The sequence below is a fragment of the Streptomyces sp. NPDC052225 genome, assembly GCF_040679615.1.
Lineage (GTDB): Bacteria > Actinomycetota > Actinomycetes > Streptomycetales > Streptomycetaceae > Streptomyces.
Genome location: NZ_JBFAVD010000001.1, coordinates 511,448 through 530,917, shown reverse-complemented (window position 1 = coordinate 530,917; position 19,470 = coordinate 511,448). Strand labels below are relative to the sequence as shown.

The 19,470-nt window shown below is 71.1% G+C and carries 22 protein-coding genes and 1 tRNA gene; 18 read left to right on the top strand and 5 right to left on the bottom strand.

Annotated elements, in window-relative coordinates:
- Positions 1 to 32: 32 nt before the first annotated feature.
- The gene (locus AB0L37_RS02650; protein WP_365498939.1) at positions 33 to 2,654 is read right to left on the bottom strand and encodes a GNAT family N-acetyltransferase; all 2,622 of its coding nucleotides are present in this window, start codon (positions 2,652 to 2,654) and stop codon (positions 33 to 35) included.
- Positions 2,655 to 2,742: 88 nt separating this feature from the next.
- Here AB0L37_RS02650 and AB0L37_RS02645 point away from each other — a divergent pair, with 88 nt between their 5' ends.
- From AB0L37_RS02645 to AB0L37_RS02635, 3 genes are all read left to right on the top strand, one after another.
- Complete coding sequence (locus AB0L37_RS02645; protein ID WP_365498936.1) at positions 2,743 to 3,363, top strand: HhH-GPD-type base excision DNA repair protein; 621 nt, start codon at positions 2,743 to 2,745, stop codon at positions 3,361 to 3,363.
- A 77-nt stretch (positions 3,364 to 3,440) separates the two neighbouring features.
- Positions 3,441 to 3,782 carry a hypothetical protein gene (locus tag AB0L37_RS02640; RefSeq protein WP_365498933.1) on the top strand — a complete coding sequence of 114 codons (342 nt, stop codon included), beginning with the start codon at positions 3,441 to 3,443 and terminating at the stop codon, positions 3,780 to 3,782.
- 53 nt (positions 3,783 to 3,835) lie between these two features.
- Positions 3,836 to 3,961 carry a hypothetical protein gene (locus AB0L37_RS02635; RefSeq protein ID WP_365498931.1) on the top strand — a complete coding sequence of 42 codons (126 nt, stop codon included), beginning with the start codon at positions 3,836 to 3,838 and terminating at the stop codon, positions 3,959 to 3,961.
- A gap of 201 nt (positions 3,962 to 4,162) precedes the next feature.
- On the opposite strand, the gene AB0L37_RS02630 is transcribed toward AB0L37_RS02635, so the two are convergent.
- Entirely contained in the window at positions 4,163 to 5,896 is a 1,734-nt protein-coding gene (locus AB0L37_RS02630; protein ID WP_365498928.1) for a helicase HerA-like domain-containing protein, read from the bottom strand.
- 121 nt (positions 5,897 to 6,017) lie between these two features.
- Between AB0L37_RS02630 and AB0L37_RS02625 the strand changes: the two genes are divergently transcribed.
- On the top strand, positions 6,018 to 6,314 hold the full coding sequence (locus AB0L37_RS02625) for a type II toxin-antitoxin system VapB family antitoxin (RefSeq protein ID WP_003955420.1): 297 nt from the start codon (positions 6,018 to 6,020) through the stop codon (positions 6,312 to 6,314).
- Positions 6,315 to 6,444: 130 nt separating this feature from the next.
- Positions 6,445 to 7,077 carry a LytR C-terminal domain-containing protein gene (locus tag AB0L37_RS02620; protein WP_365499186.1) on the top strand — a complete coding sequence of 211 codons (633 nt, stop codon included), beginning with the start codon at positions 6,445 to 6,447 and terminating at the stop codon, positions 7,075 to 7,077.
- A gap of 110 nt (positions 7,078 to 7,187) precedes the next feature.
- On the opposite strand, the gene upp is transcribed toward AB0L37_RS02620, so the two are convergent.
- Positions 7,188 to 7,823: a uracil phosphoribosyltransferase gene (gene upp / locus AB0L37_RS02615; RefSeq protein ID WP_365498925.1), complete on the bottom strand. Its 636-nt coding sequence runs from the start codon at positions 7,821 to 7,823 to the stop codon at positions 7,188 to 7,190.
- A 122-nt stretch (positions 7,824 to 7,945) separates the two neighbouring features.
- Between upp and AB0L37_RS02610 the strand changes: the two genes are divergently transcribed.
- The 9 genes from AB0L37_RS02610 to AB0L37_RS02570 all read left to right on the top strand — a co-directional run bounded on the left by AB0L37_RS02610 (position 7,946) and on the right by AB0L37_RS02570 (position 13,643).
- Positions 7,946 to 8,155 carry a hypothetical protein gene (locus AB0L37_RS02610; protein WP_365498922.1) on the top strand — a complete coding sequence of 70 codons (210 nt, stop codon included), beginning with the start codon at positions 7,946 to 7,948 and terminating at the stop codon, positions 8,153 to 8,155.
- Positions 8,156 to 8,361: 206 nt separating this feature from the next.
- Positions 8,362 to 8,916, top strand: coding sequence for a hypothetical protein (locus AB0L37_RS02605; protein ID WP_365498919.1), 555 nt, complete (start codon positions 8,362 to 8,364; stop codon positions 8,914 to 8,916).
- Between the two features lie 33 nt (positions 8,917 to 8,949).
- A complete protein-coding gene (tadA, locus tag AB0L37_RS02600) occupies positions 8,950 to 9,486 on the top strand; it encodes a tRNA adenosine(34) deaminase TadA (RefSeq protein WP_365498916.1) in 537 nt (178 codons plus the stop codon).
- A gap of 10 nt (positions 9,487 to 9,496) precedes the next feature.
- A tRNA-Ser gene (locus AB0L37_RS02595) sits at positions 9,497 to 9,581 on the top strand.
- Positions 9,582 to 10,051: 470 nt separating this feature from the next.
- Positions 10,052 to 10,228 (top strand): hypothetical protein, encoded by a 177-nt coding sequence (locus tag AB0L37_RS02590; RefSeq protein WP_365498913.1) that lies wholly within the window; start codon positions 10,052 to 10,054, stop codon positions 10,226 to 10,228.
- A 35-nt stretch (positions 10,229 to 10,263) separates the two neighbouring features.
- On the top strand, positions 10,264 to 10,557 hold the full coding sequence (locus AB0L37_RS02585) for a Dabb family protein (RefSeq protein ID WP_365498910.1): 294 nt from the start codon (positions 10,264 to 10,266) through the stop codon (positions 10,555 to 10,557).
- Positions 10,558 to 10,784: 227 nt separating this feature from the next.
- Positions 10,785 to 11,675 carry an RNA polymerase sigma factor SigF gene (locus AB0L37_RS02580; protein WP_365498907.1) on the top strand — a complete coding sequence of 297 codons (891 nt, stop codon included), beginning with the start codon at positions 10,785 to 10,787 and terminating at the stop codon, positions 11,673 to 11,675.
- A gap of 246 nt (positions 11,676 to 11,921) precedes the next feature.
- Positions 11,922 to 12,782 carry an RNA polymerase sigma factor SigF gene (locus AB0L37_RS02575; RefSeq protein WP_365498904.1) on the top strand — a complete coding sequence of 287 codons (861 nt, stop codon included), beginning with the start codon at positions 11,922 to 11,924 and terminating at the stop codon, positions 12,780 to 12,782.
- Positions 12,783 to 12,866: 84 nt separating this feature from the next.
- A complete protein-coding gene (locus tag AB0L37_RS02570; protein WP_365498901.1) occupies positions 12,867 to 13,643 on the top strand; it encodes a hypothetical protein in 777 nt (258 codons plus the stop codon).
- An 18-nt stretch (positions 13,644 to 13,661) separates the two neighbouring features.
- On the opposite strand, the gene AB0L37_RS02565 is transcribed toward AB0L37_RS02570, so the two are convergent.
- Positions 13,662 to 13,874 carry a hypothetical protein gene (locus AB0L37_RS02565; RefSeq protein WP_365498898.1) on the bottom strand — a complete coding sequence of 71 codons (213 nt, stop codon included), beginning with the start codon at positions 13,872 to 13,874 and terminating at the stop codon, positions 13,662 to 13,664.
- Between the two features lie 194 nt (positions 13,875 to 14,068).
- Here AB0L37_RS02565 and AB0L37_RS02560 point away from each other — a divergent pair, with 194 nt between their 5' ends.
- From AB0L37_RS02560 to AB0L37_RS02545, 4 genes are all read left to right on the top strand, one after another.
- A complete protein-coding gene (locus AB0L37_RS02560; RefSeq protein ID WP_365498895.1) occupies positions 14,069 to 14,524 on the top strand; it encodes a MarR family transcriptional regulator in 456 nt (151 codons plus the stop codon).
- A 62-nt stretch (positions 14,525 to 14,586) separates the two neighbouring features.
- Positions 14,587 to 17,127: an MFS transporter gene (locus AB0L37_RS02555; protein WP_365498892.1), complete on the top strand. Its 2,541-nt coding sequence runs from the start codon at positions 14,587 to 14,589 to the stop codon at positions 17,125 to 17,127.
- Between the two features lie 209 nt (positions 17,128 to 17,336).
- A complete protein-coding gene (locus tag AB0L37_RS02550; RefSeq protein WP_365498889.1) occupies positions 17,337 to 18,155 on the top strand; it encodes a YceI family protein in 819 nt (272 codons plus the stop codon).
- A 13-nt stretch (positions 18,156 to 18,168) separates the two neighbouring features.
- The gene (locus AB0L37_RS02545) at positions 18,169 to 18,630 is read left to right on the top strand and encodes a PPOX class F420-dependent oxidoreductase (RefSeq protein WP_365498886.1); all 462 of its coding nucleotides are present in this window, start codon (positions 18,169 to 18,171) and stop codon (positions 18,628 to 18,630) included.
- Here AB0L37_RS02545 and AB0L37_RS02540 read toward each other — a convergent pair.
- Positions 18,627 to 19,394, bottom strand: a complete 768-nt coding sequence (locus AB0L37_RS02540) for a TetR/AcrR family transcriptional regulator (RefSeq protein ID WP_365498883.1) — start codon at positions 19,392 to 19,394, stop codon at positions 18,627 to 18,629. The two genes, AB0L37_RS02545 and AB0L37_RS02540, sit on opposite strands and share 4 nt — an antisense overlap.
- Positions 19,395 to 19,470 lie beyond the last annotated feature (76 nt).

Genomic DNA, 19,470 nt, shown 5'->3' with positions numbered 1-19,470 from the left:
GAAGGCGTGAGCAACGTACGCAGAGGGCTGGATCAGCGTACGTAGAAGGCGAGTTGCGCCCGCTTCTCCGGCAGGAACACCTCCGGCAGGTCGACCTCCGGCAGCACGATCTCCCCGGCGAGCTCGAACCCGATGCGGGCGAACAGCGCGATGGCCTTCGCGTTACGGGCGTCCGGTTCGGCCACGAGCCGCTTGCGGCCGAGCCCGTCGAGCGCGTACCCGGTCAGTACGTCGACCAGCGCGCCGGTGAACCCGCGCACCCCGCCGTTCTCCTCGGCCGGGCCCACGAGCAGGTGCACCCCGATGTCGCCGTCCCGCACCTCGTAGCACTCGCTGACCCGGTCGGCCCCGGGCTCGTACGTCTGGAAGAGCGCGACCGGCCGGCCGTCGAGGCGGACGAGGTAGGCGTGGTGCGTGTCGAGCGTCGCCATGTGCGCGTAGATGTCGCGCACGTCGTCGCGCCCGATGCCCGTCATCCCCCAGAACGCGGCCCGCTCCTCGCTCACCCACCCGTGCAGCACGTCGATGTCGGCCCCGTCCGGGTCGACGGGCGTGAGGCGGAAGGTGCCGAAGCCGTCCACGCTCTTGCGGTACACGTCGGTGGTCACAGGGGTCTCCTCGGTCAGGCGGTCGAAGTCGGTGACGAGCGGGGCGAGTTCGCCGCGCTGCCACAGCGGCAGCTGGTCCCGGTGGTGCGCGGATCCCGGCACCCCGGACGCGCCGAGCGGCACGATCCAGCGGCTGTTCCCGCGGTGCGCCAGGTCCCATACGTAACGGGCGGCGGGCCCGCGCGCGGCCCGGTCGGTGATGCCGGGCACGCTCGACGTGGACAGCACGCAGTCGTGATCGCCGTCGAGCGCGGGCCACTCGGCGTCCGGGTCGTGCAGCGCCTGCCAGGGCGCGAGCCGGTGCAGCTCGCCCCAGGTGGCATCCGGCAGGACGGCGACGGCCTCCACGGCCTCCCGCACGGCCGAAAGGCGCTCCCCGTATGGGATGTGATCGGCCGTCAGCAGATTCTCCAGGCCGTACGCCACCCTCGGCACCAGCGCCAGCCAGGGCCGGAAGATCTCGGGGTACGCGGCCCCGAGTCCGGTGAGCCGGGACAGCGCCGGGTGCGCGGACAGGCGCCGTACGACGGCGGAGCGCACCCGTGCGTACGCGGCGGCCCGGACACTGCCCGCGGCCATCCGCCGGTCCCAGTTCAGGAGCGACTCGCGCAGGGCGGCTCCCTCTGCGGTGAGTCCGTCGAGGGCCTCGATCAGCTTCAACAGGGGCCTGGCCGAGGCCAGTTCGGTGTCCGTGTGGATGTCGGCCATGGCCTCGGCGTCCCAGACCGCTCGCTCGCCGAGCAGTTCCGCGATGCGCCGGGCGCGGTGCGGCGGCGCGAACTCGGTGCCGAGCGGCGCCGCGAGCGAGCGCTCGTTGGCCATGACGGCGGCCCCGCCCTCGACGTCGGCGCGGGGCATCGGCGCGTGCCGGCCGCGCCACGCGTACCGCTCCTCCCACGCGGGCACGACCCGCACCATGTTCTCGGGGTCGCGCACGGGGACGGTGCCGGCGACCCGGTGCAGCAGGCCGCCTTCGGTGTCGGCGGCGAGGACGACGTTGACCGGTTCGGCCCAGCCGTCGAAGGCGCGGTCGACGTCGGCGACGGTCCTGGCGTCCAGGAGCGCGCGCATCGCGGTGAAGCCCACGTCCTCGTGGACGCGGGCGGGCTGGCGCAGGCTGATGCCCTCGCCGCCCTCCTCGTCGGGGCCGCCGATGACGACGACACCGCGCGCGGTCTCGATCACCTCGACGCCGCCGTCGTCGTGGACCTGAGCGGCGTACCAGCCGTCGGGTCCGAACGCCTCGACGCCGCCACGCGTGGTGCGCCGCAGCCGCTCCCGGTAGAGGTCCTGGTAGTCGGCCATGGCATTGGTGATGGCCCAGGCGACACCGCCCGCGTGCCCGAAGTGCCCGATGCCGGGAACGCCCGGCACGGCGAGCCCGGCGACGTCGAACTCCGGGCAGGCCAGCCGCAGTTGCTGGTAGACCCCCGGGTCCTCGATGAACCGGTGCGGGTCGCCCGCGATCAGCGCGGCCCCGCTCGCGCTGCGGTCCGCGTCGACCAGCCAGCCGTTACTGCCCAGGGTCCCCGGCCCGTCGGTGGCGAACAGCTCCACGGCCTCGGGCCCGAGCCGCCGTACGACCTCGTCGCGCCACAGCTTCCCCGGGAACCCGGCGAACAGCACGTGCGTCGACAGCCACACCCCGAGCGGCGTCCACGGCTCCCAGCGGCCCGGCCCGTCGAGGCCGGCCCGCCCGAACTCCGGTGCGCGGGCGACGCCTTGGGGCAGTCCGGCGTTCACCCCGTCCACGTAGGCCGCGACCCACTCCCGGGTGGGCGCGTCCAGCGCCGCACAGCACCGCCGCGCGGTGTCGGCGAGCCGCGCCTGCCGGGCGAACCTGTCCCAGCCGGCCGCCTCGTCCCCCAGGAAGCCCGCGCTGGTGCCGAGCATCCGGTGCCGCTCGACCTCCAGCTGCCAGGCCCGGTCGAGGGCGGTCACGTACCCCTGCGCGTACGCGAGCGCGGTCGCGTCGCCCGCGCGCAGGTGCGGTATCCCCCACTCGTCCCGGAACAGCTCGAAGTCCGGCGCGCCACCGTCGGTCACGGCTTCCCCACCCCACATCCACAGTTTCTTAGGCGAGCCTAACCTAAGCCCCCTCGCGGCCCCCGGGCGGCGGCGCCATCATCGACGTATGAGCAGCGCAGACCCTTCGCACCGCACCCTCCACCTCGCCCAGGAGCCCGCCGCCGACGAACTCCTCGGCCGCAGCCCGCTCGCCGCGCTCGTCGGGATGCTCCTCGACCAGCAGGTGCCCATGGAGTGGGCGTTCGCGGGCCCCCGCACGATCGCCACACGCCTGGGCGCCGACGACCTCGACGCCCACGAGATCGCCGCCCACGACCCCGAGGCGTTCGCCGCCCTGCTCTCCGCGAAACCGGCCGTGCACCGCTACCCCGGCTCGATGGCCAAGCGCATCCAGCAGCTGTGCCAGTACCTGGTCGAGCACTACGACGGTGACGCGGCGGCCGTGTGGGAAGGCGTCGGCAGCGGTACGGAACTGCTCCAGCGCCTCGTCGACCTGCCCGGCTTCGGCAAGCAGAAGGCCCAGATCTTCCTCGCCCTGCTCGGCAAGCAGCTCGGCGTGCGCCCCAAGGGCTGGCGCGAGGCGGCGGGCCCGTACGGCGAGGCCAAGGCGTTCCGCTCCGTCGCGGACATCACCGGCCCCGAGTCCCTCGCCAAGGTCCGCGCGCACAAGCAGGAGATGAAGGCGGCGGCCAAGGCGGCGAAGGCCGCCAAGACGTCAGCCCCATGATGACCGCGTAGCCCAAGAGGGCGGTTCTGGCGGCGCGGAGATCACGTCACGGGCGGGTCCGGGGGACATGACCTCGTATGAGCGCCGCCGTGTCCACCCACCCGCGCAGGGCCTCCCGTGCCCTGGCGTGGGCGCGTGCGCTCCTGACGGTCGCGGTGCTGCTCCTGGCGCCGCTCGCCGCCGCCCCCGCCGCCGCGAGCGCCCCGCCGCCGGCCGCGGCCTCCTGCGAACCGGGCGAGCTCCAGCAGGACACCGCCGAGGCCGCCCTGCGTCTGCCGACCGGGCATCCCACCAGGCTGCCCACGACCCCGCACACGGCCGCCCCCGCGCCGACCCCGGCGCCGCTCGCCCCGGCCACCACCGACGATCTCGTACGCCCGTCCCATCGCGCCCTGCGCACCGTCGTCCTGCGCTGCTGAGGCCTCCGGCATCGACCGGATCCATCCCCTCAGCAGCGAAAGGACGCTCAGCCATGCCCAAGGACCCGTATGCCCTGCTCCGGGCTCTTCTGCGTGCGGAGGCGGCGCGTGACGCCCGCGCCACCAAGCCGCCGGCGCCTCCGGCGAAGACCCGTACGTCAGCTCCGCCGGAGAAGTAAGGCACAGGGGGCTGCCCTCCGGCCCGGGCCGGGGGGCAGCCCCCTCAGGGGCGCGGGGAACTGCGCGACCAGCCACGACGCAGTCGCACCCGGCAACGATGCTGAGGCCCCGGGGCTCCGCCCCGGACCCCGCTGCTCAATCGCCGCAGGGGCTTGATTGGCTCAACCAGCGCCGGAAAGGGCTTGATTTGCTGAAGCCGATCACCGGCGACGCGTTCCGAAGATCGAGCGGGAGATCTCGCGGCCCAGCTGCGTCCCGACCGACCGGGCCAGCGACTTGAAGATGCCGCTCCCGACGACCTGGTCCACCACGGACGCGTCCTGCGCGGGACGCGCCTTCGCCGACTTCGCGGCCTCCGCCGCCTCCGCCTCCGCCTGCTTGCGGGCCGCGACCTCCGCCTCCTGAGCCGTCAGCTTCTCGTACGCCGACTCCCGGTCCACGGCATCGGCGTACCGCGGATACAGGAGCGACCCCTTCACCGCCGCGTCGAGCGCCCCCGCCTCCACGGGGCCCATCAGCGACTCGGGCGCCCGCAGCCGCGTCGCCGCGACCGGCGTCGGCGCGCCCTTCTCGCTCAGGACGGTGATCACGGCCTCACCGGTGCCGAGGGAGGTGAGCAGCTCCTCCAGGTCGTACGCCGAGTTCGGGAACGTCTTCACGGTCGCCTTCAGCGCCTTCTGGTCGTCGGGCGTGAAGGCGCGCAACGCGTGCTGGACGCGGTTGCCGAGCTGGGCGAGCACGTCGCCGGGCACGTCCTTCGGGGTCTGCGTCACGAAGAAGACGCCGACGCCCTTCGACCGGATCAGCCGCACGGTCTGCGTGATGGCCTCCAGGAACGCCTTCGACGCCCCGTTGAACAGCAGGTGCGCCTCGTCGAAGAAGAAGACCAGCTTCGGCTTCTCCACGTCGCCGACCTCCGGCAGCCGCTGGAACAGATCGGCCAGCAGCCACATCAGGAACGTCGAGAACAGCTGCGGCTTGTCCTGCACCGCCGGCAGCTCCAGTACGGAGACGAGCCCGCGCCCGTCGGGCGCCGCCCGCAGCAGCTCGCTCGTGTCGAACTCCGGCTCCCCGAAGAAGTCGCCCATGCCCTGCGCCTCGAAGGCGGTGAGCGCGCGCAGGATCACCCCGGCCGTCACCGTCGACAGACCGCCGATCCCCTTCAGCTCCGGCTTGCCCTCGTCGGACGTCAGGAACGTGACGACCGCCCGCAGGTCCTTCAGATCGACGAGTTCCAGGCCCTTCTGGTCCGCGTAATGGAAGATCAGGCCGAGCGACTGCTCCTGGGTCTGGTTGAGCTGGAGCACCTTCGAGAGCAGAACGGGGCCGAAACTCGTGATGGTCGCCCGCAGCGGGATGCCGCCGCCGGCCGCGCCCAGCGCGTAGAACTCGCAGGGGAACCCGGTGGCCGTCCACTCCTGGCCGACCTGCCCGGCGCGCTCGCGCACCTTCTCGCCGTCCTCACCGGGCGCCGAGATGCCGGACACGTCGCCCTTGATGTCGGCCAGGAACACGGGCACGCCCTGCGCGGACAGCTGCTCGGCGATGAGCTGCAACGTCTTCGTCTTGCCCGTGCCGGTGGCGCCCGCGACGAGGCCGTGCCGGTTGAGCATCGGCAGCGGGATGCGGACCTGCGCGTCGGCATGGCACTGCCCGTCCCACAGGAGGGCGCCGAGGTCGAGCGCGGGTCCCGTGAACGCGTACCCGGCGGCGATCTCCAGCGCCTCGGCGGGCAGCGCGGGGGCGCCGGTCACGGTCTCGGGGTGCGGCTCGGGGGCCGCGACCGTGCCGGCACCGGCACCCGGGGCAGCCGTGGGGGGAACGAACCGGCCGCGCGGACGCTGCGCCCCCGGCGTCAACCCGGCGCCCGGGGCTCCCCCGGACGGGGAGGCTCCACTCTCCGGCCCACCCGCGATCGGCTCGCTGTCACTCATTTCAGGCCCCTGTCCCCGGCTTGAGTGTTCCCATTACGCCCCACTTCAGGGCGTTATTTCCCAGGGTCGCACTCCGTCTTCATGGCTGCGCCCGGAGAGCCTTGCCCGGTAGGCTTTCCGTGTGATCTTCAAGCGCATCGGAAACGGCCGGCCGTACCCCGACCACGGCCGGGAAAGCACCCGGCAGTGGGCGGACGTCGCACCGCGCCCGGTCCGCCTCGATCAGCTGGTGACGACCAAGGGCCAGCTGGACCTGGAAACCCTGCTCGCCGAGGACTCGACGTTCTACGGCGATCTCTTCGCGCACGTCGTGAAGTGGCAGGGCGACCTGTACCTGGAGGACGGACTGCACCGCGCCGTCCGCGCCGCGCTCCAGCAGCGCCAGGTGCTGCACGCCCGCGTCCTCGAACTGGGCTGACACCACCGCTGTCCGCAGCGGCCCTCGTTGGCCCTTTCGGGTTGGACGGGCGACTGCCCGTGATCATTTAATAGGCATCGTCGCCGAGCGGCACTACGCTGCGCCCATGAGCATGCTCACTCCCCCCGGCATGGGCGGCAAATACCGCATCACGGGGGACAAATATCCCCGTATGCGGCGAGGTCGCCCGCGCAGCAGGATCGTGCTCGCCATCGTGGCGTCCGTCGCCGCGATCGGCCTGATCAGCTGGGGGTCGCTCCAGCTCATCGACGTCTTCACGGGCGGCGACAAGGCCAGCGCGGCGGGCCCCGGCCCCGCGCACTGCACGACGAAGCCGAGCGCGTCGCCCTCCGCCGCCAGGACCGGCGATCCCGCGAAGAAGCTCCCCGCGCCCGCCCAGATCACGGTGAACGTCTTCAACGCCACGCCCCGCAGCGGCCTGGCCAAGGAGACCGCCGACGAGCTGAAGAAGCGCGGCTTCAAGATCGGTGACGTGGGCAACGCGACGAAGGCGTACGACAAGAAGGTCAAGGGCACCGGGATACTGCTCGGCGCGACGAAGGCGACGGACGCGGCGCTGCCCGTCCTCGGCACGCAGCTGGCGGGCGCCGAGGTCAAGGCGGACACCCGCGACAAGCCCACCGAGGTCGACCTGATCCTCGGCACGGCCTTCAAGCACCTGACCCCGAAGGCCGAGGCCGACAAGGCCCTCACGGCCCTGACCCACCCCCAGCCCGCACCGTCGAAGTCGCCGAGCTGCTAATCAGGGGCGCGGGGAACTGCGCGACCAGCCACAGAAAAGCCGCGGCCGCGACTGCTCGATCATGAGCAGACGCGACCGCGGCTTTTCAAAGCTCGCTCCCGCTTACGGGGCTACTCAGCAGCCCCATACATCCGGTCACCCGCGTCACCGAGGCCCGGCACGATGTACCCGCTCTCGTTGAGCCGCTCGTCCACCGACGCCGTCACCACGGTCACCGGCGTCCCCGCCAGCTCGCGCTCCATGACCTCGACGCCCTCGGGGGCGGCGAGCAGGACCACGGCCGTGACGTCGTCGGCACCGCGCTTGATCAGCTCCTGGATCGCCGCGACCAGCGTGCCGCCCGTGGCGAGCATCGGGTCCAGGACGTAGACCTGGCGGCCGGAGAGGTCGTCCGGCATGCGGGTCGCGTACGTGGAGGCCTCCAGCGTCTCCTCGTTGCGGACCATGCCGAGGAAGCCCACCTCGGCGGTCGGCAGCAGCCGCACCATGCCGTCCAGCATGCCGAGGCCGGCGCGCAGGATCGGGACCACCAGCGGACGCGGGTACGACAGCTTCACGCCGGTCGTCGCCGTCACGGGGGTCTCGATGTCGACCTGCTCGGTGCGCACGTCCCGGGTCGCCTCGTAGGCGAGCAGGGTGACCAGCTCGTCGGCGAGACGCCGGAAGGTCGGGGAGTCGGTGCGCTTGTCGCGCAGCGTGGTGAGTTTGTGCGCCACCAGCGGGTGGTCGACGACGTGGATCCGCATGTCCTCAACAGTAACCGGGCCCCACCGCACCGGCTCCCGCTCGCGCTGGCATCAAAGGCCCGTGCGGAGGGAAAGTGGAAAGAACCTGTCGGCCGAGGGGACCTGGGGTGGTGGTGTGGCACATGCCGGACCAACAGCGCCGAGCACAGCCCGACCGGGATCCGGACTCCGCGGAGCCCGAAGCGGAGACGGACGCCGAACGAAGGCGCCGCCGCGCCCTGTTCCTGCGCGAACTCACCGAGGCCCGCGAGCTGCGCGCCCGGGTCCAGCCGCGGCGCGCGCGGGCGGCACGGATGCGTCAGCAGATGCGGATGCGCACGTTTCGCTGGTGACACACCCATGACGTACGGGTGACGCGCCTCACACCGGACACGCGCCGCGACAACGCGACGTCAACACAGCCCGCGGAAGACCTCTCTTGAAGCCGTACTTTCTGCCACGATTCCGAGTGGGCGGGGCTTGAACTGCACCACCCGCCTCCAAGACTCCGCCGGGGGGACCTCCAACCGGCACACCTGAGACCAGTGGGAGAGTCACGGTGTACTTCGCCGCACTGCTCGCGCGCACCGAAGACGGGTGGGAAGCGAGCGACACAGAGCTGGACGACGTGGAGACCCTGTCGGACCTGTCCGACCTGGCCCGCGAGGCGGCGGCCGAGGCCGGCGCCGAGGACGACACGATCCTCATCTTCATCGAACAGGAGGACGCGTGGTTCGGCGTCGTCCGCGTGGACGGCGAGGACGACCCTCGCATCTACGTCTCGGACGCCGCCGCAGCAGTCCGCAGCAGTTACGGCGAGATCCTGCTCACCGATCTGCTCGGCAAGGATCCGGACGGTGCCGACGACCTCGACGCCCTGGACCTGGACGGCACCGAGGACGGTGAACCGGAGGACTCGGCCGAGGCGCAGGCCGACGACGAGGACGACGACACCGCCGCCGTCGAGACGGTCCCCTCGGGCCCGCTCGGCGACACCGTGATCCTCGTCGACCTGGGCGTCTCCGAGAAGGAGCTGCTCGCCCTCGACGTGGACGCGCTGAGCGAGATCGCCGACGCGCTGGGTGCCGCGGAGGTGCTCGAGACGGTGCGCTGACCGCCCGGGGCCCTCAGGGATAGATTCCAGGCCGTGACACCCCCCGAACCCGACCCCTCTCCCGCCCCCGGTCCCGTACGCGATCTCGTACGGGACCCCTGGAAGCCGTCCGTGCGGCGGGCCCTGGCCGAGGCCGGGCTCGCCGCGCAGGCCGGCGACGTGCCCGTCGGCGCCGTGGTCCTGGCGCCGGACGGGACCACCGTGCTCGCCGTCGCGCACAACGAACGCGAGCTGACCGGCGACCCCACCGCCCACGCCGAGGTCCTGGCGATCCGCCGGGCCGCGCAGGCGACCGGCCAGTGGCGGCTGACCGGCTGCACGCTCGTCGTGACCCTTGAGCCGTGCACCATGTGCGCGGGCGCCATCGTCCAGTCCCGGCTCGACCGCGTCGTCTACGGAGCCCGTGACGACAAGGCCGGAGCGGCCGGGTCCCTGTGGGACGTGATCCGCGACCGGCGGCTCAACCACCGTCCCGAAGTGATCTCCGGAGTGCTCGCCGAGGAGTGCGCGGAGCCCCTGACCCGCTTCTTCAGAGATACGGATTTCAGACCACGGCCCACCTTGAGCTAGAGTTCCTCTCGGTGGCGTGTCCGAGCGGCCGAAGGAGCTCGCCTCGAAAGCGAGTGTGGGGAAACTCACCGAGGGTTCAAATCCCTCCGCCACCGCTGACAAAGCCCCTCTTCCACGGGTCTCCCGAGGAAGAGGGGCTTTCTGCATGCCAGTTGGGCGTCCGCGGGCATCGGCGGAGCGGCGTACGCAAGGAGCCCCGGCGCCTGACCAGAGGCGCCGGGGCTCATCTCCCACTTGGACGGGGGAAGCGGCATCGGGGGGACAAGCCGCTTCCCCCGATGAGGACGGACTCCCGTAAGCCCGCGCCGCTCCTTGGGGGGAAGCCGCGGCGCGAACCCCGCAGTCGGGGTCTCGTCCCTGCCCTTCGGATTCCTGCCAGACCCTCCGGGCTCATCACCAATCCTGCGCCTCGTCCGCCACGGTTCTGCACGGCAAAAGGCCTGTACCCGGGGGCCGTTGGTCCTTAAAGGTCAGGTGAGAGACCGTCCGGGATAGACTCGCGCCCGGCAACAGGGGCCACACGGGGAACAGACGTGGGCGGACACGGGGCACGGGGAGGCCGAACGTGGTGCAGACGAAGAAGATCGCGCTCTACGTCGGGATCGTGTTCGTGCTCTACGTGGTGATCACCGACCCCGCCAAGGCCGCCGACTACGTGCAGATAGGGTTCGAGGGCGTCTCGACCGCCGCGCAGTCCATCGGCGACTTCATGACCTGGGTCGTCAACGGCGGCGGCGAGTAGGCACACAGCCCAGCAGCCCCAGGGAGAGCACTGCCGTGATCCGCCATCTGGTCCTCTTCAAGCTCAACGACGGTGTGAGCCGCGACGAACCGCGCGTCGTCGAGGGCGTCGCCGCCTTCCGCGCGCTGGGCGAGCAGATCCCGGAGCTGGCGTTCTGGGAGTGCGACTGGAACATCACCGACCGCCCCATCGCGTACGACTTCGCGATCAACTCGGCGGTCGAGGACACCGATGCGCTGAAGCGGTACATCGAGCACCCCGCGCACCAGGCGGGCGTCGCCCTGTGGCGGGAGTTCGCCACGTGGGTGATCGCCGACTACGAGTTCTGAGCCGACCGCTCGGCACAGCACCACCGCAGCACCACCGCAGCACCACCGAACAGCCCTTCGCCGGACGGAACGGCGAGGGGCTTTTTTGCGTCTTCTGCCCCAACTTGCCCTTCAACACGTAGTTATACGGTGCTTGCACACAGTGCACATGTCTTGTGATGCTATGACCGCTTTTGACCGATGAGTTGACGGAATCAGAGTTGACGGAAACAGAGGTGGCGTTGACCGTGCCGGCCAGTACTGCGCCTCAAGCCCCGCAGGCCCCCCAGGCCTCGCAGGCCCCCCAGGTCCCCGAAGCCGCACAGTCGGCCGAAGCCACCACGCAGGCCCCCCAGGCCGCGCCCGCGAAGTCGACCCGGGGTGCGGACACCCGGGCCCTCACGCAGGTGCTCTTCGGGCAGCTCAAGAACCTGCTGCCGGGCACCCCGGAGCACTCCCGGGTGCGCGGCGCCCTGATCGAGGCGAACCTGCCGCTCGTGCGCTACGCGGCGGCCCGCTTCCGCAGCCGCAACGAGCCGATGGAGGACGTCGTCCAGGTCGGCACGATCGGTCTGATCAACGCCATCGACCGGTTCGACCCGGACCGCGGCGTGCAGTTCCCGACCTTCGCGATGCCGACCGTCGTCGGCGAGATCAAGCGCTACTTCCGCGACAACGTGCGCACCGTGCACGTGCCGCGCCGGCTGCACGAGCTGTGGGTCCAGGTGAACGCCGCCAGCGAGGACCTGACCACGGCCTTCGGGCGCTCCCCCACGACCGCCGAGATCGCCGAGCGGCTGCGCATCGGCGAGGACGAGGTGCTCGCCTGCATCGAGGCGGGCCGCTCGTACCACGCGACCTCCCTGGAGGCGGCGCAGGAGGGCGACGGGATGCCGGGGCTGCTCGACCGGCTCGGCTACGAGGACCCGGAGCTCGACGGGGTCGAACACCGCGACCTCGTACGGCATCTGCTCGTACAGCTGCCCGAGCGGGAGCAGCGGATCCTGCTCCTTCGGTACTACAGCAATCTGACGCAGTCCCAGATCAGCGCCGAACTCGGTGTCTCACAGATGCATGTGTCAAGGCTCCTCGCCCGCAGCTTCGCGCGACTTCGATCCGCAAACAGGATCGACGCGTAGCTGAATCGGGTAGACCGAACACGGGGCCATTTCCCGACAGAAACGCGGCCAACTCCGGCCACACCCCCTGTTAACTGCGCGTTTTCACCCCTTCCATGTCGACATGTCACTACAGCGTGTTGCCGACATGTGACATTCTGCTGGAACGGCGTTTGGCGCAGCCCCACGTCCGGTATTCAGGTGGAGGCTGCGCTCCTACCTGACGGGAGCGCCCGCCGCGACCGTCCGCGACCTCAAGGGGGTGGCATGTCCGCAGACCAGGGCAGCTCGAAGGTGCTCACGCTCACGCCCGACACGCCTGTTCCTGTTCCGGCCCAGGCCCCGGAGGCCGCGAGGACCTCCGGGTCCATCGACACCCGCACCCTGTCCCGCTCCCTGTTCCTGCGCCTTGCCACGCTCGACGAGCACAGCCCCGAGCGGGCCTATGTGCGCGACACCCTCATCGAGCTGAACCTGCCGCTGGTGCGGTACGCGGCGGCCCGCTTCCGCAGCCGCAACGAACCGATGGAGGACATCGTCCAGGTCGGCACCATCGGCCTGATCAAGGCGATCGACCGGTTCGACTGCGAGCGCGGGGTCGAGTTCCCGACGTTCGCGATGCCGACCGTCGTCGGCGAGATCAAGCGGTTCTTCCGGGACACGTCCTGGTCGGTGCGGGTGCCGCGGCGCCTTCAGGAGCTGCGTCTCGCGCTGACGAAGGCGAGCGACGAGCTCGCGCAGAAGCTGGACCGCTCCCCGACCGTCCCCGAGCTCGCCGCGGTCCTCGGCGTATCGGAGGAGGACGTCGTCGACGGCCTCGCGGTGGGGAACGCGTACACGGCGTCGTCCCTGGACTCCCCCGCCCCCGAGGACGACGGCGGCGAGGGCTCCCTCGCCGACCGGCTCGGGTACGAGGACACCGCGCTCGAAGGCGTCGAGTACCGCGAGTCGCTCAAGCCGCTGCTCGCCAAGCTGCCGCCGCGCGAGCGCCGGATCATCATGCTGCGGTTCTTCGCGAACATGACGCAGTCGCAGATCGGCGAGGAGGTCGGCATCTCCCAGATGCACGTCTCCCGGCTGCTGACCCGCACCCTCGCCCAGCTGCGCGAAGGCCTGATCGCCGACTGACGCCGACTGACGCCTCCTGGGGCCCGCGTGGTGGATCCACCGCGCGGGCTTCCTAATTGACGAACCGTCAGACACACTGGCGCGATGCTACGGACGTGGGTGCGCGGGCGTCGCGGGGCCGTCGTGGGCGGTGCCTCGGTGGTGGCCGTCTGTCTCGGTGCGGCCGGTGTGGTCGCGCTCGACGGGGGTGACGGGCGGGAGAGCTACGTCGCCGTCGGTGCGGCCGGCGGCGCCCCGTCGAAGCCCGGGAGCGGGGTCGCTCCGACCGGCAAGGTGAGGCTCGTACCGCTGGACCCGGCCGGCGCGGGGCGGGGCTCCGGGGGCGGCGGTTCCTCGTCGGGGTCCGGGGCGGCGCCGGACGCGTCCACGGATGCCGGTACGGATGCGTCGTCATCGTCGCCGGATGCGTCGTCGGACAGGCCGTCGGACACGTCGTCCTCGTCACCGGCGGCGGACGGGCCCGGTGCGGCGTCCTCGACGGCAGCGGCGCGGGAGAGCGGCGGCGGAACCGCGGGCAAGTCGCCCGGTACCGGCGGGAGTTCGGCCCCGGCCGGGCCCGCCGCCCTCAAAGTCGGCGAGCCCGTCCTGAAGGGCACCGATCAGCGGTGGTGCCAGGACGTGACCCTGAAGCTGGTCAACTCCGGTGGCACCGCCGTGCGTTCGGGCACCGTCACGTTCCGGACGCATGTCATCGGCGCGCTGGGCGTCGACTGGGCGACCGTCGTGTCCACCCAGCAGCTTCCCGTCCCCATCGGGGCCGGGGAGAAGAAGGAGAAGACGTGGACCGTGTGCGTCGACTCCTGGCGCGTACCGCTCGGCATGCACGTCGAGACGCGGGACGTCGACGTGCAGTGGAAGTGAAGTACGCCTGACTGGCGCCTACTTGAGGGCCAGCCACGCCACCGCGGCGATGACGGCGATCGCGACGACGATGCCGATGATCAGGCCGGCGCCGGGGCCGGACTTCACCGGGGCCGCCTGCGCGCGCGGAGTGGGGGTGCCGCCCTCGTCGACGAAGGCGCGGAACATCTGGGTGCTGCCCGCGGGGTCGTAGTTGCCTTCGGGGCCCGGGCCCTGGGGGTTGTGTGCCATGGCCCAGGACCCTAGCGAATCCCCGGCACAGGCGCCACAGCCTGCACATCACCCCCTTGAGCTGCGGCTTTACCGCATTGCACCTTGCCTTTGCCGTGATTTTAGGGTTGAACGCCCCTTTTAGTTTGCCTGCGGCAACCAACTGATTCTATGGTTGCCCTAAGCAACAAATAAGGTTCACGTCAGGAGGTGCTGTGGCCGCACAGCGTCATTACGACGAGTTGGCACGGCAGCTCAGCGCCTTCGGTGCCGTCAAAAGGGACATGGCGCGGATCCTGCCGCACGACTGCCCGGCCGGATCGGCCGCGGTACTGACCCTTCTCAAGCGGTACGGCGACATGCGGATGGGCAAGCTCGCGGAGCTGCTCGCCGTCGACATGTCGGTGGCCAGCCGGCACGTCGCCCACGTCGCGGACCGCGGCTGGATCGAGCGGAACGCCGACCCCGCCGACAAGCGCTCACGCATCCTGACCCTCACCGACGAGGGTCTCCGGCAGCTGGACCTGCTCAACGAGCTGACCACCCAGCTGCTGGCCGACCGGCTGAGCGACTGGTCGGACGACGAGGTCAACGAGCTGATCGCTCTCATGACCAGACTGCGCGACAGCTTCGGCGACTGCCGGGCCACCGCCACCCGTACCCCCGCTTGAGCCGTACGCACGTACGCACACCTGCTTCAAGCCGCAACAGACGTAAGAGGAAAAGGAATCCCATGGCAACATCCACACCGGCCGGTGTGCGGGGCAGCCATGCCAAGCATTCAGGCGGCGCCCACGACTCCGGCGCGCCGATGACGCACCGGCAGATCATGGAGGCGCTGTCCGGGCTGCTGCTCGGCATGTTCGCCGCCATCATCTCGTCGACGATCGTCTCCAACGCCCTGCCGAAGATCATCGGTGACCTCGGCGGCGGACAGTCGGCCTACACCTGGGTCGTCACCGCCTCGCTGCTCGCCATGACGGCCACCACGCCCCTGTGGGGCAAGATGGCCGACCTGTTCAGCAAGAAGGCCCTGGTCCAGATAGCCCTCGTCGTGTACGTGGCCGGATCGGTGATCGCCGGGTTCGCGCAGAACCCCGCGATGCTGATCTCCGCCCGTGCCGTCCAGGGCATCGGCGCCGGCGGTCTGTCCGCGCTGGCGCAGATCATCATGGCCGCGATGATCTCCCCGCGTGAGCGCGGCCGTTACTCCGGCTACCTCGGCGCGACGTTCGCCGTCGCCACCGTCGGCGGCCCGCTGCTCGGCGGCGTGATCACCGACACCGACTGGCTGGGCTGGCGCTACTGCCTCTTCGTCGGTGTGCCGTTCGCGCTCATCGCGCTGCTCGTGCTCCAGAAGACGCTGCACCTGCCGGTGGTCAAGCGGAAGGTGAAGGTCGACTGGGCCGGCGCCTTCTTCATCACCGCCGCGGTCTGCCTGCTCCTGATCTGGGTGACCTTCGCCGACGACAAGTACGACTGGATGTCGTGGCAGACCGGCGCCATGGTCGGCGGTGCCGTCGTCCTCGCGCTGATCTTCCTGTTCGTCGAGTCCAAGGCCAGCGAGCCGATCATCCCGCTGCGCCTCTTCAAGAACCGCACCATCACGCTCGCCTCGATCGCCTCGCTGTTCGTCGGTGTCGCGATGTTCGCGGGCACGGTGTACTTCTCCCAGTACTTCCAGCTGGCGCGGGACAAGACGCCGACGATGTCGGGTGTCATGACGATCCCGATGATCGCCGGTCTGTTCGTCTCCTCCACGGTCTCCGGCCAGGTCATCACCAAGACCGGCAAGTGGAAGGCCTGGCTGGTCGCGGGCGGTGTCTTCCTGACCGCCGGTCTGGGTCTGCTGGGCACCATGCGGTACGACACCCCGTACTGGCGCCTCGCGATCTTCATGGCGCTGATGGGTCTCGGCGTCGGCATGATGATGCAGAACCTCGTGCTGTCCACGCAGAACCAGGTCGCGCCGAAGGACCTCGGTTCCGCCTCGTCCGTCGTGACCTTCTTCCGCTCCCTCGGTGGCGCGGTCGGCGTCTCGGCGCTCGGCTCGGTCATGACGACCCGGATCTCGCACTACGCCAAGGACACGATCGGCACGCTGGACCCGCAGTCGCAGGCGGCTGCCGCCAAGGCCGCGGGCGGCGGCTCGCTGCCCGTCATGGACGCCCTGCCCGCCCCGGTCCGCACATGGCTGGAGAGCGCGTACGGGCACGGCATCGGCGACATCTTCCTGTACGTCGCCCCGATCGCGTTCCTCGCGCTGATCGTCACGCTCTTCATCAAGGAGGTTCCGCTGCGTACCGCCGGTGCTCTCGAGCAGGCCGCGAACGGCGACGCCCCGGCCCCGGAGGCCGCTCCGCAGGCCGCCGCTCCCGCCGCTCCCGCTGTCGACACGGAGAAGGTGCCGAGCCTGGTGGGTGCGGGTGAGCCCGCCGCCGACCAGCAGACCCAGCGCCTCGCGGCGGTCGCGTCCGTCGCCGGATCCGACATCCCGGCGCAGGCCGTCGGCGGCGGCACCCCGGTGCACGGCTTCGTCCGCGGCGCCGAGTCCGCGCCCGTGCCGCGTGCCGCGGTCACGCTGATCTCCCTCGCGGGACGGCAGCTGGGCCGTGCGGTCGCCCAGGGCGACGGCTCGTACGCGATCGACGCTCCCGGCGCCGGTTCGTACGTGCTGATCGCCTCGGCGGACGGCTACCAGCCGCAGGCCTCCACGGTGGTCGTCGGCGAGGACCCGATCACGTACGACATCCTGCTCAGCGGGACGAGCGGGCTCAGCGGTGTCGTGAAGGCCGCCGAGACCAAGGACCCGGTCGCCGGTGCCATGGTCATCGTGACGGACGTGCGCGGTGACGTGCTCGCCACCGGGCTCTCCGGCGAGGAGGGCGAGTTCACCTTCGCCGAGCTGGTGCCCGGTCAGGTCACGGTGGCCGTCAACGCCGCCGGTCACCGGCCGCTCGCGCTGCCCGTCGAGGTCGGCGGCACGGGTGTCACCCGCGTCGAGATCGAGCTGAACTCGGGCTCGCAGGTGCAGGGCACCGTGCGCGCCGCCGGCAAGAGCCTGAACGACGCGCGGGTCACGCTGATCGACGCCGCGGGCAACGTGGTCGCGACCTCCACCACCGGTGAGGACGGCGCGTACGCCTTCACCGACCTGGACGGCGGCGACTACACCGTCATCGCGACCGGCTACCCGCCGGTGGCCACGCACCTCAGCGTGCAGGGCAGCGGCGTCGACGGCCACGACATCGAACTCGCCCACCCGGGCGAGTAGTCGAGACCCCGGACCACGTGTACGACGCGGCTCCCGCTTCGAGCGGAGACGGGAGCCGCCGCGGTCCGGTTGTGGGAAAGGGGCCCCGGACCCGGAGGCGTCGTGATCGGCAGGGGACGGCCGAGACGCCACGGGCCGGGGCCCGTTCACGTAGCGGGAACACTCGATTCCCTTACGTGTGTGAGAACTTGAGCTAGGAGATGTGACTGATGGGACTGAGTGCGCGGATCCGTACGCGGGACGGGTGGGCTCTGCCGCACGCCGTCGTCACGGTGACCGACATGACGGGCGCGCAGGTGCTGCGCGCCGAGGCCGACGACGAGGGGGCCGTGCACGACGCGTCGGCCCTCACCCCGGGCCCGTACACCGTGATCGTGACCGCGGTCGGGTACGCCCCCGCCGCCTCCACCGCGCTGGTGACGGCGACGGGCCGGGCCGAGGTCGGCACCGTGGTGCTCGCCCGGCAGGGCGGCGCCGAGCTGCCGCCGCCCGGTCCGTGGACGGTCGACCCGGCGCACTCCGCGGTCGCGGCGACCGCGCAGCACCTGGGGATCACGTCGGTGCACGGGCGGTTCACGGACTTCTCCGCGCGGATCGACATCGCGCAGGACGTCGAGAAGTCGCGGGTGGAGGCGGTCATCAAGGCGGCCTCCATCGACACCGGCAACGGCATGCGTGACGGCCACCTGAAGTCGCCGGACTTCCTGGACGTCGAGACGTACCCGGAGATCACCTACCGGTCGACCGGCCTCAGCCCGGCCGGGCCCGACCGCTGGACCGTGCACGGCGAGCTCACCATGCACGGCGTCGCCCGCCAGGTCGACCTGGACCTGAGCTACCTGGGCACCGGCGCCGACCCGTGGGGCGGCACGCGCGCGGCGTTCAAGGCGACGGCCGAGCTCAAGCGCGAGGACTTCGCCATGAACTACAACCAGGTCGTGCAGGCCGGCATCGCGGCGATCGGCGCGACGCTCAAGGTCGAGCTCGACATCCAGGCGGTGCAGGGCGATTCGCTGCCCTCTGCATGATTAGGCTGGGCGCATGGCTCCGAACATCGCGACCAACACCCGTGTCTCTCTGGACGAGTTGCTCGACTTCGTACGCCCTCGACACCGCGCCCTCCTGATCACCGCCCGCGCCGACGGCACCCCGCAGGCCTCACCGCTGACCTGCGGGGTCGACGACGCCGGGCGGATCGTCGTCTCCACCTACCCGGAGCGCGCCAAGACCCGCAACGCCAAGCGGAACCCGCGCGTCAGCGTCCTCGTCCTGAGCGACGACTGGAACGGGCCGTGGGTGCAGATCGACGGCACGGCCGAGGTCATCGACTCCCCCGACTCGGTCGAACCGCTCGTCGAGTACTTCCGCAACATCTCGGGCGAGCACCCGGACTGGGACGAGTACCGCGAGGCGATGGTCAAGCAGGGGAAGTCGATCATCCGCGTCACGCCGGAGAAGTGGGGGCCGATCGCCACGGGCGGGTTCCCCGCGCGACTGGCTTAGGCGGCTTCCCGGGCCACCAGGGCTTCGATGCCCGCCACGAGCAGATCGAGCGCGACCTGGAAGTCCAGGTCGCGCATCTGGTCCACCGTGCCGCCGCCCTCCACCGCCTCCATCATGTGCTCGGCGTGCTTGAAGTCGTCGGCCATCTCCGGCGGCACGCTGAACGCGGCCATCGCCTCGTGGAAGTACTCGTCCTGCGTCATGCCGACCTCGGCGCACCGCTGCCGGAAGTGGCCCTCGACGGTGCCGTACCCGTACACGAACTGGAAGACGGACGCGATCGCGCCGCGCTGCCGGGCCATCGACAGGCCCGTGCGGCCGATGACGCGCTGCACCGCGCGCGAGAAGAGCAGCGAGCGCGGGCCCACGTTGAGGTAGTTGCCGATCAGCGGCGAGATCCACGGGTGGCGGACGATCAACGCCCGGTAGGTGGCGGCCAGTTCGCGCAGCTGGTCGCGCCAGTCGGGCCCGTCCGTGTCGTCCGTGTCGGGGATGTCGAGTTCGCCGAAGACCCGGTCCAGGGCGAGTTCGAGCAGGTCGTCCTTGGTGTCGACGTACCAGTAGACGGACATCGCGGTGACGCCGAGCTCGCCCGCGAGGCGGCGCATGGAGAACTTCGCGAGGCCCTCGGCGTCGAGGAGCTTCACGGTGGCGTCGGTGATCCGCTCCCGGTCCAGGCCGCTCGGCTGCTCGCTGCGGCGGCTGCGGGACGGCTTCGCCCCGGAGCCCTCGAGCCAGACGCTCATCCGCGCTGCCTTCGCCATGGCGCACCTTCCCAGGAGTTGCTCGTTCGCGGGCGGGGACGGGAGCCCGGCCGGACCCCTCGCGGAATCCGTCCGT

Bases quoted from the DNA above. Each gene is read 5' to 3' on its own strand.
- AB0L37_RS02550 (WP_365498889.1), top strand. From the start codon at position 17,337: ATGGGACTGAGTGCGCGGATCCGTACGCGGGACGGGTGGGCTCTGCCG.
- AB0L37_RS02635 (WP_365498931.1), top strand. From the start codon at position 3,836: ATGCCCAAGGACCCGTATGCCCTGCTCCGGGCTCTTCTGCGTGCGGAG.
- AB0L37_RS02620 (WP_365499186.1), top strand. From the start codon at position 6,445: ATGGGCGGCAAATACCGCATCACGGGGGACAAATATCCCCGTATGCGG.
- AB0L37_RS02645 (WP_365498936.1), top strand. From the start codon at position 2,743: ATGAGCAGCGCAGACCCTTCGCACCGCACCCTCCACCTCGCCCAGGAG.
- AB0L37_RS02575 (WP_365498904.1), top strand. From the start codon at position 11,922: ATGTCCGCAGACCAGGGCAGCTCGAAGGTGCTCACGCTCACGCCCGAC.
- AB0L37_RS02565 (WP_365498898.1), bottom strand. From the start codon at position 13,874: ATGGCACACAACCCCCAGGGCCCGGGCCCCGAAGGCAACTACGACCCC.
- AB0L37_RS02540 (WP_365498883.1), bottom strand. From the start codon at position 19,394: ATGGCGAAGGCAGCGCGGATGAGCGTCTGGCTCGAGGGCTCCGGGGCG.
- AB0L37_RS02610 (WP_365498922.1), top strand. From the start codon at position 7,946: ATGCCGGACCAACAGCGCCGAGCACAGCCCGACCGGGATCCGGACTCC.
- AB0L37_RS02640 (WP_365498933.1), top strand. From the start codon at position 3,441: ATGAGCGCCGCCGTGTCCACCCACCCGCGCAGGGCCTCCCGTGCCCTG.
- AB0L37_RS02570 (WP_365498901.1), top strand. From the start codon at position 12,867: ATGCTACGGACGTGGGTGCGCGGGCGTCGCGGGGCCGTCGTGGGCGGT.
- AB0L37_RS02545 (WP_365498886.1), top strand. From the start codon at position 18,169: ATGGCTCCGAACATCGCGACCAACACCCGTGTCTCTCTGGACGAGTTG.
- AB0L37_RS02630 (WP_365498928.1), bottom strand. From the start codon at position 5,896: ATGAGTGACAGCGAGCCGATCGCGGGTGGGCCGGAGAGTGGAGCCTCC.
- AB0L37_RS02555 (WP_365498892.1), top strand. From the start codon at position 14,587: ATGGCAACATCCACACCGGCCGGTGTGCGGGGCAGCCATGCCAAGCAT.
- upp (WP_365498925.1), bottom strand. From the start codon at position 7,823: ATGCGGATCCACGTCGTCGACCACCCGCTGGTGGCGCACAAACTCACC.